The organism is Kitasatospora sp. NPDC092039 (assembly GCF_044756065.1).
In the GTDB taxonomy this organism is placed as follows: domain Bacteria; phylum Actinomycetota; class Actinomycetes; order Streptomycetales; family Streptomycetaceae; genus Kitasatospora.
On the sequence record NZ_JBIVSD010000008.1, the window covers coordinates 256,900 to 268,758 of the forward strand.

General features: G+C 73.3%; 5 protein-coding genes. 1 reads left to right on the forward strand and 4 read right to left on the reverse strand.

Annotated features, from left to right (window positions below):
- Positions 1 to 36 precede the first annotated feature (36 nt).
- From glgB to ACIQI7_RS18505, 4 genes are all read right to left on the reverse strand, one after another.
- Complete coding sequence (gene glgB / locus ACIQI7_RS18490) at positions 37 to 2,478, reverse strand: 1,4-alpha-glucan branching enzyme (RefSeq protein ID WP_401110918.1); 2,442 nt, start codon at positions 2,476 to 2,478, stop codon at positions 37 to 39.
- Positions 2,479 to 2,535: 57 nt separating this feature from the next.
- Positions 2,536 to 4,023 carry a maltokinase N-terminal cap-like domain-containing protein gene (locus ACIQI7_RS18495; protein ID WP_387750416.1) on the reverse strand — a complete coding sequence of 496 codons (1,488 nt, stop codon included), beginning with the start codon at positions 4,021 to 4,023 and terminating at the stop codon, positions 2,536 to 2,538.
- Positions 4,024 to 4,269: 246 nt separating this feature from the next.
- Positions 4,270 to 5,994, reverse strand: coding sequence for a maltose alpha-D-glucosyltransferase (gene treS, locus ACIQI7_RS18500; protein ID WP_387750418.1), 1,725 nt, complete (start codon positions 5,992 to 5,994; stop codon positions 4,270 to 4,272).
- Positions 5,991 to 7,946, reverse strand: coding sequence for an alpha-1,4-glucan--maltose-1-phosphate maltosyltransferase (locus ACIQI7_RS18505; protein WP_401111070.1), 1,956 nt, complete (start codon positions 7,944 to 7,946; stop codon positions 5,991 to 5,993). The genes treS and ACIQI7_RS18505 overlap by 4 nt, the downstream gene beginning before the upstream one ends.
- A gap of 1,062 nt (positions 7,947 to 9,008) precedes the next feature.
- On the opposite strand from ACIQI7_RS18505, the gene glgP reads away from it, so the two are divergent.
- Positions 9,009 to 11,798: an alpha-glucan family phosphorylase gene (gene glgP / locus ACIQI7_RS18510; RefSeq protein ID WP_401110922.1), complete on the forward strand. Its 2,790-nt coding sequence runs from the start codon at positions 9,009 to 9,011 to the stop codon at positions 11,796 to 11,798.
- Positions 11,799 to 11,859 lie beyond the last annotated feature (61 nt).

Here is an 11,859-nt window from a genome sequence, read left to right on the forward strand (position 1 = left end):
CGGCGCGTGGCCGAGCGGCCCCGGGCGGGCGGGCCCTCAGCGCACCGGGCGGAGCCAGACCGTGGCGAGCGGGGGGAGGACCAGTTCGGCGGAGCGGGGCTGGCCGTCCCACTCCACCGGCTCGGCCTTGACCGGGTGGGAGTTGCCGGTGCCGCTGCCGCCGTACTCCTCGGCGTCGGTGTTCAGCACCTCCTCCCACAGCTGCTCGCGGCCCGCCAGCCGGGGCAGGCCGACCCGGTGGCCGTGCCGGACGACCGGCGAGAAGTTGCAGACCGCGACCAGCGGCGAGCCGTCGGCCGCGTACCGGACGAAGGAGAGCAGGTTGTCCTCGGCGGCGCCGCCGTCGAGCCAGCGGAAGCCGTCCGGGACGGTGTCCAGCTCCCACAGCGCCGGGGTGTCGAGGTAGCGCCGGTTGAGGTCGCGGACCAGTCGGCGCACCCCGAGGTGGTCCTCGTGGGCCGGCCACTGCTCGTCGAGCACCCACCACTGCGGGCCCTGCTCGTGGTCCCACTCCGCGCCCTGGGCGAACTCCTGCCCCATGAACAGCAGCTGCTTGCCCGGGTGGGACCACATGAAGCCCAGGTAGGCGCGGTGGTTGGCGCGCTGCTGCCACCAGTCGCCGGGCATCTTGGAGACCAGCGCCTGCTTGCCGTGCACCACCTCGTCGTGCGAGATCGGCAGGACGTAGTTCTCCGAGTAGGCGTACACCATCGAGAAGGTGATCTCGTTGTGGTGGTACTTGCGGTGCACCGGCTCCTTGGACATGTAGACCAGCGAGTCGTGCATCCAGCCCATGTTCCACTTCAGCCCGAAGCCGAGGCCGCCGGCGTCGGTGGGGCGGGTGACCCCGTCCCAGGCGGTGGACTCCTCGGCGACGGTCACCACGCCCGGGCAGCGCCGGTAGACGGTGGCGTTCATCTCCTGGAGGAAGGCGGCCGCGTCCAGGTTCTCCCGGCCGCCGAACCGGTTGGGTGTCCAGGCGCCGCCCTCGCGGGAGTAGTCGAGGTAGAGCATCGAGGCGACGGCGTCCACCCGCAGGCCGTCGACGTGGAACTCCTCGCACCAGTACACCGCGTTGGCGACCAGGAAGTTGCGCACCTCCTTGCGGCCGTAGTCGAACTCCAGCGTCCCCCAGTCCGGGTGCTCGGCGCGCAGCGGGTCGGCCGGCTCGTACAGCGGCTCGCCGTCGAAGCGGGCGAGCGCGAAGTCGTCCTTGGGGAAGTGCGCGGGCACCCAGTCGACGATCACGCCGATGCCGTGCCGGTGCAGGGTGTCCACCAGGTACCGGAAGTCGTCGGGGCCGCCGAGCCGGGCGGTGGGGGCGTAGTAGCCGGACACCTGGTAGCCCCAGGAGCCGCCGAAGGGGTGCTCCATCACCGGCATGAACTCCACGTGGGTGAAGTTCAACTCCTTGAGGTAGCCCGGCAGTTCCTCGGCGATGGCGCGGTAGGTGGTGAGCTCGGGGCGCCAGGACGGCAGGTGCAGCTCGTACACCGACATCGGCGCCCGGTGGTGCGCGGCGCGGGCCCGGCGGGCCATCCACTCGCCGTCCTGCCACGCGTAGTCGGAGGAGGTGACCACCGAGGCGGTTCCGGGCGGGCACTGCGCGGCCCGGGCGAGCGGGTCGGCCTTGTCCAGCACCCAGCCCTGCCGGGTGTGCACCTCGTACTTGTAGCAGGCGCCCTCGGCGAGGCCGGGGACGAACAGCTCCCAGATCCCGGACGAGCCGAGCGAGCGCATCGGGTGCCCGGTGCCGTCCCAGTGGTTGAAGTCGCCGATCAGCCGCACCCCGACGGCGTTCGGCGCCCAGACCGCGAAGGCGGTGCCGGGCACCCCGTCGACGGTGCGCGGGTGCGAGCCGAGCGCCCGCCACAACTGCTCGTGCCGGCCCTCGGAGATCAGGTGCAGGTCGAGCTCGCCGAGGGTGGGCGCGGCGCGGTAGCCGTCGTGCTGGCGCAGCGGTTCGCCACCGGGGTACGTCACCAGCAGGGTGTACTCCGGCGGCTCGCCGCCGGCCACCAGGCCGGTGAACAACCCACCCTGCTGGTGGGTGAGTTCGGCCGGGCCGTGGGCGGTCTCGACGACCACCCGCTCGGCGAACGGGCGCAGCACCCGGATCGCGGTGCCGCCGTGCACCGGGTGCGCGCCGAGCAGGGCGTGCGGGTCGTGGTGCTGCCCGCCCACCAGCCGGTCGACCTCGGCCGGCGGCAGCGGCGCCTCGGGCAGCCGCAGCGCCCCGGCGGGGGCGGGTCGCCCGCTCCCCGCGGGCCCCCCGGCCGCGGGCGGTCGGGCGGTCGGGGGCTCCGGTCCGGTGCCGGTGCCGGTGCCGGTGCCTCCCTCCTCCGCGGTCGCCCGGCGGGCCGCGCGCTCGCGGCCGGCGCGTCCTTCGGCCGCCCGCCCTCCGGCGGGGAGCGGTCCGGCCAGGAAGGTGGCCGGCACGGGGCGGGTGGGGCGGCCGGTCGGGTCGATCGGCGTCACGGCGGGTCCTCCTGGGACGGGGTGGTCGGGGCCTGCGGACGGGACGGGAAGCGGGGGTCAGACGGACAGGGCCAGCCGGTTGATCGCGGCCAGTGGGATCGGCAGCCAGCTCGGCCGGTGCCGGGCCTCGTAGACCACCTCGTACACCGCCTTGTCGATCTCCAGGGCACGCATCAGCTCCGGTGAGGCGGCCGGGTCGGCGCCGCCGCCGGCGGTGTAGCCGGCGCAGTAGGCGGTGCGGTTGCGCTGGGCCCAGGCGGCGGCCAGGTGGGCCAGTTCCGGGTCGACCGGGCCGCCGGCCAGCAGGTGGGCGGCCGCGTAGTCGAAGGAGCGCAGCATCGCGGCGACGTCGCGCAGGGCCGGCTGGGGCTCGCGGCGCTCGTTGACCGACTTGGCCGGCTCGCCCTCGAAGTCCAGCAGCACCCAGCCGTGCGGGGTGCGCATCGCCTGGCCGAGGTGGAGGTCGCCGTGGATGCGCTGGACCGGCAGGCCGTCCGGGTGGGCGTCGGCGAGCTGCTGGAAGGCGGTGCGCAGCGCGGCCCGGAAGCGCAGCAGCCCGGGGACGGCGGCGACGGCGCTGTCCAGCCGGTCGGCCATCGCGCCGGCCAGCCGTCCGGTCTGGGTGCGGTCGAGCCGGGCGACCGGCATCGAGCGGGCCAGCACCCGGTGCACCTCGGCGGTGGCCCGGCCGAGCCGGTGCGCCTCGATGGCGAAGTTGCCGGGGGAGCGGTCGCCCTTGAGCCGGCCGACCTGGTCGAGGGCCAGCTCCCAGCCGTCCTCGGCATCCGGCAGGTAGCGCTGCAGCAGTCCGAGGGTGGCGGGCTCGGCGCGCTCCATGCGGCTCTCGAACCAGGCGGCGACCCGGGGGATGCGGGTGGAGCCGGCCCGGGAGAGCGCGAGCGAGAGTTCCAGGTCCGGGTTGGTGCCCGGGTGGATGCGGCGGAACAGCTTGAGGATGTACGAGGTGCCGTAGATGACCGAGCTGTTGGACTGCTCGGCGGTGGAGGCCCGCCCGGGGAGGTCGGCGGGCAGTCCGGAGCCGGGGGTGCGGCGGAAGGACAGCGCGCCGAAGCGGTCGCCGGTGGCCAGGTGCTCCAGCAGCCGCCCGGTGAGCTCGGGGTCGTGCACCGCGTCGTAGAGGGTCGCGCCGTCGTAGGGGCCCTGGCTGAGCCGGCCGAGCACGGCGCCGGGCCCGATGTCCCCGAGCCCGCCCGAGCGGATGCCGAGCAGCAGCTGGTAGATGTCGCCGTGCGGGGCGCCGGCCGTGGTGGCGTGCTCGACCCGCAGCAGCAGGTGCAGCAGGGCCGGGTCGCCGACCTGCAGGGGGGTGCCGACCACCGGGGTGAGGCCGGTGATCGGCCGCCCCTTGCCGGCGTACCAGCGCTGGGTGGGCAGCCATGCGGAGATCAGCGGCAGGGCCGCCTGGACGAGTTCGCTGACGCCCACGGCGGTTCTCCGGGCCCCGGTGCCCCGGGTGCCCGCGGCGGCGGAACCGGCGGCGGAGTCGTCCTGGAGGTGGGCTTGAGAACGGGAGATTTCGGACATGACTCCCTTTCCCCGGAAGCGCGCGGGCTGCCCGGGTCGTGGCCGGGTCCGTCAGTCTTCCGGATTGCGGCGGCGCGGCGGTCGCGGCACGCGAGCACGGCTCGGGTGTCACGCCTTCGTGTGGGTGGCCGTTGGGCTGTTCTCCGTACGCGGTGTGCAGAGAACTCCGGGGGCGCGGGGTTCAACTCGCGCCCCCGGAGGGTCTGGTGGTGCTGTTCACGCTGGTGTGCGGCGTGCGGCGGATCGTTACTTCGATCGCCTGGTCCCGCTCAGGCGCGGGGGCTGCCGGAGCTGGAACCAGTAGAAGCCGTGCCCGGCCAGGGTGAGCAGGTAGGGCCACTCGCCGATCGACGGGAAGCGCACCCCGCCGATCAGCTCGACCGGGTACCGGCCGCCGTACTGCCGCAGGTCCAGCTCGGTCGGCTGCGCGAACCGCGAGAAGTTGTTCACGCACATGACCAGGTCCCCCTCGTACTCGCGCACGAAGGCCAGCACGGCGGGGTTGCTGGAGGGCAGCTCGGCGTAGCTCCCGAGGCCGAACGCCGGATTGAGCTTGCGGATCTCGATCATGCGACGCGTCCAGTGCAGCAGCGAACTCGAACTGCTCTGCTGCGCCTCGACGTTGGTCACCTGATAGCCGTACACCGGGTCCATGATGGGCGGCAGACTGAGCCTGCCCGGGTCGGCGGAGGAGAAACCCGCGTTGCGGTCCGGGGTCCACTGCATCGGGGTGCGCACGCCGTCCCGGTCGCCGAGCCAGATGTTGTCGCCCATGCCGATCTCGTCCCCGTAGTAGAGGACCGGCGAGCCGGGCAGCGAGAGCAGCAGGGCGGTGAACAGCTCGATCTGGTTGCGGTCGTTCTCCAGCAGCGGGGCGAGCCGGCGGCGGATGCCCACGTTGGCACGCATCCGGGGGTCCTTGGCGTACTCCGCGTACATGTAGTCGCGCTCCTCGTCGGTGACCATCTCCAGGGTCAGCTCGTCGTGGTTGCGCAGGAAGATGCCCCACTGGCAGCCGCCGGGGATCCGCGGGGTCTTGGCGAGGATCTCCGATACCGGGTACCGGGACTCCCGGCGCACCGCCATGAAGATCCGCGGCATCACCGGGAAGTGGAACGCCATGTGGCACTCGTCGCCGCCCGAGGTGAAGTCGCCGAAGTAGTCGACGACGTCCTCGGGCCACTGGTTGGCCTCGGCGAGCAGCACGGTGTCCGGGTAGTTGGCGTCGATCTCCTTGCGGACCCGCTGGAGGAACTCGTGGGTCTCCGGCAGGTTCTCGCAGTTGGTGCCCTCGCGGGCGAACAGGTACGGCACCGCGTCCAGCCGGAAGCCGTCGATGCCGAGGTCGAGCCAGAACCGCAGCCCGGCGATCATCTCGTCCTGGACCCGGGGGTTGTCGTAGTTGAGGTCCGGCTGGTGGGAGAAGAAGCGGTGCCAGAAGTACTGCTTGCGGACCGGGTCGTAGGTCCAGTTGGACGTCTCGGTGTCGACGAAGATGATCCGGGCGTCCGGGTACTGCTTGTCGTCGTCGGCCCACATGTAGAAGTCGCCGTACGGCCCGTCCGGGTCGGTCCGGGAGGCCTGGAACCACGGGTGCTGGTCGCTGGTGTGGTTCATGACGAAGTCGATGATGATGCGCATGCCGCGGGCGTGCGCGGCGTCGACGAACTCCATGAAGTCGGCGAGGTCGCCGAACTCCGGCAGCACCGACGTGTAGTCGGACACGTCGTAGCCGCCGTCGCGCAGCGGCGAGGCGAAGAACGGGGGGAGCCAGAGGCAGTCGATCCCGAGCCACTGGAGGTAGTCGAGCCTGGCCGTGAGCCCCTTGAGGTCCCCGACCCCGTCGCCGTTGCTGTCCTGGAAGGACCGCACCAGCACCTCGTAGAAGACCGCACGCTTGAACCACTCGGGGTCGAGCTTCTTCTTCGAGGTCTCGGGGAAGGTGTCGGGGACGGGCTCGTTCACTGTCACGCTGGGTTCCTCCGAACCGTGAGGAGGTGAGCCGGCTCGGCTGAGGGATCGAGCCGGACGTAGTTGCGCCGGCCCCAGGTGTAGACGGCGCCGGTGAGCTCGTCGTGCACCGCGTAGGGGCCGTCGCCGTCGAGCATGACGGTGGCCTCCTGGACGTGGTGCGGGTCGAGGTTCACCACGGTGATGACCTGGTCGGTGAGCCCCTCGGGGGTGGTCGCGGTCTTGGAGTAGGCGAGCACCTGGTCGTTGTCGGTGGGGTGGAAGCGCAGGTCGCGCAGCTGCTGGAGGGCGGGGTGGCGGCGGCGCAGCCGGTTCAGCACGGTCAGCAGCGGGGCCAGGGTGTCGGTGCGGTTCCAGTCGCGCGGGCGCAGTTCGAACTTCTCCGAGTGCAGGTACTCCTCGGAGCCCGGGTGGGCCGGCTCGTTCTCGTACAGCTCGTAGCCGGCGTAGACGCCGTAGCTGGGGGAGAGGGTGGCGGCGAGCACCGCGCGGACCGCGAAGGCGGCCCGGCCGCCGTGCTGGAGGTACTCGTGCAGGATGTCCGGGGTGTTGGTGAAGAAGTTGGGCCGCATGTACGCGGCCGCGTCACCGCTGAGTTCGGTGAGGTACTCGGTGAGTTCCGGTTTGGTGGTGCGCCAGGTGAAGTACGTGTACGACTGGTGGAATCCGATCTTCGCCAGGGTGTGCATCATCGCCGGGCGGGTGAAGGCCTCCGCCAGGAACACCACGTCCGGGTCCGTCCGGGCGACGTCGGCGAGCACCTTCTCCCAGAACACCACCGGCTTGGTGTGGGGGTTGTCGACCCGGAAGATCCGGACCCCGCGGGACATCCAGAACCGGAGGATCCGGATGGTCTCCTTGACGATTCCGTCCATGTCCTGGTCGAAGTTGATCGGATAGATGTCCTGGTACTTCTTCGGCGGATTCTCGGCGTACGCGATGGTGCCGTCCGCGCGGTGGCTGAACCATTCCGGATGCTTGTTCACCCACGGGTGGTCGGGGGAGCACTGGAGGGCGAAGTCCAGCGCGACCTCCAGGTGCAGCGCCCGCGCCTCGGCGACGAAGTGGTCGAAGTCCTCGATGGTGCCGAGGTCCGGGTGGACGGCGTCGTGGCCGCCCTCGGGGGAGCCGATCGCCCAGGGCGAGCCGACGTCGTGCGGACCGGCCGTCAGGGTGTTGTCCGGGCCCTTGCGGAAGGCTCGGCCGATCGGGTGGACCGGCGGCAGGTAGACCACGTCGAAGCCCATCGCGGCGACCGCCGGCAGCCGCTCGGCGGCGGTGCGCAGGGTGCCGGAGCGCGGCGGCTCGACGCCCGCCGGGTCCACCACGGCGCCCTCCGAACGGGGGAAGAACTCGTACCAGGAGCCGAACAGCGCGCGCTCGCGGTCCACCTGGAGCGGTAGCGGGCGGGAGGCGCTGAGCAGCTCGCGCAGCGGGTGGCGGGCCAGCACGTCGAGCACCTCGGGGGCGAGCGCGGCGGCCAGCCGGGACAGCGGCGGCATGGTCGGGTCGCGCAGCGCGTCGGCGGCGGCCAGCACGTCGGCGCGGCCCTCCTTCTTGGGCACCCCGGCCGCGGCCTGCTCCAGCAGCCGGGCGCCCTCCTCCAGGACCAGCGCGGTGTCGATCCCGGCGGGCAGCTTCACCGAGGCGGTCCGGCGCCAGGTGGCGACCGGGTCGCTCCACGCCTCCACCAGGTACGACCAGCGGCCGGGCGCGGTCGGGGTGACGTACGCGCCCCAGCGGTCGGTGCCCTCGGCCAGCTCGCGCATCGGCGTCCACGGGCCGCTGCGGCCGCGCGGGTCGCGCAGCACCACGTTGGCGTTGACGGCGTCGTGGCCCTCGCGGAAGACGGTCGCGGTGACCAGGAAGGTCTCGCCGACGACGGCCTTGGCCGGGCGGCGGCCGGCGTCGACGAGGGGACTGACGTCCAGGACGGGGATGCGGCCGATCACGGTGTCGCTCTCTGTCGTCTTGCGGGCGGAGGGCTTGCGAGCGGTGGACTTCCGGGCGGGCGCCCGGGTGGCCGGCGCCCCCGTGGCGGCGGCCTCGGCGGCGCCCTCCGGCGTGGCGGCCTTCGCGGCGCCGGCCTTGGAGGCGCCGGCCTTCGGGGCGGTGGCGGTGGCGGTGGCGCGACGCGTGGTGGTGCGCCTGCGGGGTGCCGCCGCCAGGTCCTCCTCGGCCCCGGGGTGCCGGGCCGCCGCGGAGGGCTGGGATTCGGAGGATCCGCCACCGACCGCCCCGGACGCCCTCGGCGCCGGCATCGCCGGATCTGTCCGAGTGTCAGAATCCATCCGTCCGGCGGATTCCGCGACCGCTGCGTCGTGGCCTTCGGCCACCGGTGTGGACTGGTCCCGCGTGTCGCCGTGCATGCCAAGCTCCTGCCCGAGATCGGCGGCAGCTCCCCGCGGGCCGGGGTCGGGCCGGGGGAGTACCGGAGGACTGCTGGGTGGGGAGGACGTGCGACCGGAGCCTGCCCGCGCCGCTGTTCCCGGCAACCTGCCCGGCGCCCGCCGGGCCGGTGGCGGGACGTCCCGGAGCCCGTGTGCGTCCCGGCGCACGCCTCCGCGGGGCACGTCCCCGACCGACCCGGTCCACCCGTGAACGAGCGGGCCGGGGGCGAGGACACGCGTCCGAGCGCGGCGAGCGCCGAATGGGCTAAGAAGGACGGGAACGGCCAACGCGAAAAGGATTCGGACGTGCTGCTTCGCGGGGGACGCCACCCGTCGTCGCACTCCCCACAGCATCAGCGGCCTTCGGTCATCCTCGCACCGGCGGCGAGGTTTTCGCAGCGGTACGACAGTAGTTTCGGGCCTTCTCCCGGGCGGACACACGATCGGAAATGGCCCCGTACCGAAGAGTTCACGTATTGGTAGCGCGGGCCCCCGAAATGTGCGCCCTGCGCGCCCCCCGTACAGACCAATGCGCCGAATGCGATCTCATCAATAGCCCGAACGGGCGCCCAATAGCCCACTTGACGCACTGCCGGGCCGACCGCCGCGGCTACGCTTCACGCCGTGAAGGCAATCCGCAGATTCACCGTCCGCACCGTCCTGCCCGAACAACTCCAGCCGTTGCACGAGCTGGCCCTCAACCTGCGCTGGTCCTGGCACCCCGAGACCAGGGACCTCTTCCGGTCCGTGGACCCGGAGGTCTGGGCCGCGACCGGCGAGGACCCGGTGCGGCTGCTCGGGGAGGTCCCGGCCGCCCGACTGGCCGCACTCGCCACCGACCGGCGCTTCCTGCGCAGACTCGGCGACCTCGCCGACGACCTGCGCGAGTACCTCACCGGCCCCCGCTGGTACCAGACCCGGCAGCAGTCCGACGCCGCCCCGCTGCCCGCCGCGATCGCCTACTTCTCGCCCGAGTACGGCATCGCCGCCGCGCTGCCCCAGTACTCCGGTGGGCTCGGCATCCTGGCCGGCGACCACCTCAAGGCCGCCAGCGACCTCGGCGTGCCGGTCGTCGGCGTCGGCCTGTTCTACCGGCACGGCTACTTCCGCCAGTCCCTGAGCCGGGACGGCTGGCAGCAGGAGCGCTATCCGCTGCTCGATCCGGACGAACTCGCGGTCAGCCTGCTGCGGGAGGCCGACGGCACCCCCGGCCGGGTGGACCTCGCCCTGCCCGGCGGCCGCACCCTGGCCGCCCACATCTGGAAGGCCCAGGTCGGGCGGGTCCCGCTGTTGCTGCTCGACTCCGACATCGAGGCCAACTCGCCCGCCGAGCGGGACGTCACCGACCGGCTGTACGGCGGCGGCAGCGAGCACCGGCTGCTCCAGGAGATGCTGCTCGGCATCGGCGGCGTCCGGGCGGTGCGCGCCTACTGCCGGCTCACCGGGCACCCCGCCCCCGACGTCTTCCACACCAACGAGGGCCACGCCGGCTTCCTCGGCGTGGAGCGCATCCGGGAGCTGGTCGCCGACGGCCGGAACGGCCTCGACTTCGCCGCCGCCCTGGAGACCGTCCGGGCCGGCACCCTCTTCACCACCCACACGCCCGTCCCGGCCGGCATCGACCGCTTCGACCGCGAGCTGGTCGCCCGCCACTTCGGCGGCGACGCCGCGCTGCCGGGCGTGCCGGTCGACCAGGTGCTCGCGCTCGGCGCCGAGAGCTGGCACGACGGGGACCCGAAGCTGTTCAACATGGCCGCCATGGGCCTGCGGCTGGCCCAGCGCGCCAACGGGGTCTCCACCCTGCACGGCGAGGTCAGCCGGTCGATGTTCAACGGCCTGTGGCCCGGCTTCGACGCCGCCGAGGTGCCGATCACCTCGGTCACCAACGGCGTGCACGCCGCCACCTGGATCGACCCGGCGGTGGTCCGGCTCGGCGCCGCCGAACTCGGCGCCGAACGCGCCGAGGAGGCCATGACCACCGGCGAGACCGGGCGCTGGACGGGTCTGGAGCGGATCGGCAACACCGAGGTCTGGGAGCTGCGGCGCGCCCTGCGGGCCCAGCTGGTGGAGGAGGCCCGCCGCCGGCTGCACGCCTCCTGGCGCCGGCGCGGGGCCGGCGGGGCCGAGCTCGGCTGGGTCTCCTCGGTGCTCGACCCCGACGTGCTCACCATCGGCTTCGCCCGTCGGGTGCCCTCGTACAAGCGGCTCACCCTGATGCTGCGCGACCCGGAGCGGCTGCGCGCCCTGCTGCTGCACCCCACCCGGCCGGTGCAGGTCGTGGTCGCCGGCAAGGCCCACCCGGCCGACGACGGCGGCAAGCGGCTGATCCAGCAGATGGTCGCCTTCGCCGACGACCCGGCGGTGCGGCACCGGATCGTCTTCCTGCCGGACTACGACATGGCGATGGCCCAGCGCCTCTACCCGGGGTGTGACGTCTGGCTGAACAACCCGCTCCGCCCGCTGGAGGCCTGCGGCACCTCCGGGATGAAGGCCGCGCTCAACGGCTGCCTCAACCTGTCCGTCCTGGACGGCTGGTGGGACGAGTGGTACGACGGCCGCAACGGCTGGGCGATCCCCACCGCCGACGAGAGCGGCGGAGTGCTCGACCCGGACAGCGGCGAGGCCGAGCGGCGCGACGACATCGAGGCGGCCGCGCTCTACGACCTGATCGAGAACCAGGTCGCCGCCCGGTTCTACGACCGGGACGCGGACGGGCTGCCGCAGCAGTGGATCGCCATGGTCCGGCACACCCTGGTCACCCTCGGGCCCAAGGTGCTGGCCGGACGGATGGTCCGGGAGTACGTCGAACGGCTGTACGCCCCGGCGGCGCAGGCCCAGCGGGAGCTGGTGGGGGAGCACCCGGAAGCGAGCGGGCGAGTCGCCCACCCGCCCCGGGCCGAAGGGCGCGCCGGTGCCGGAGCGACGACCGTCGGCGCCGGGTCGGAGCGCCCGGAAGCGAACGGGCGAGTAGCAGCCGGGCGGTTCACCGGCGCCCGCGAGCTGGCGGTCTGGAAGGCGAAGGTCCGCGAGGCGTGGCCGGCCGTCCGGGTCGAGCACGTCGAGGCGGACTGCCCGGCCGAGGCGCAGGAGCTGGGCAGCTCGCTGGCGCTGCGGGTGCAGGTCGCGCTCGGGGCGCTGGAGCCGGGCGACGTCGAGGTGCAGGTGGTCTCCGGCCGGGTGGACGAGCGGGACCGGATCTCGGACGCCTGCCTGCTCGCCCTCAAGCCGGTCGGCGGGCCCGACCTGGACGGCCGCACCCGCTACGAGGGCTCGCTGGAGCTGTGCCGGACCGGTCCGTTCGGCTACACCGTCCGGGTGCTGCCCGCGCACCCGCGGCTGGCCTCGCCGGCCGAGCTGGGGCTGGTCGCCCTGCCCGCCGAGTCGGCCGGGATGGACGCCGGACTGCTGCGCTGACCGTACGGGCGGCCGCCGTCCCGCCGAAGCGGACGGCGGCCGCCCGTACGGCACCGCCGTG

What these genes read in the sequence shown, in the direction of transcription:
- ACIQI7_RS18495 (WP_387750416.1), bottom strand. Translation starts at nt 4,023, where the DNA reads ATGTCCGAAATCTCCCGTTCTCAAGCCCACCTCCAGGACGACTCCGCC.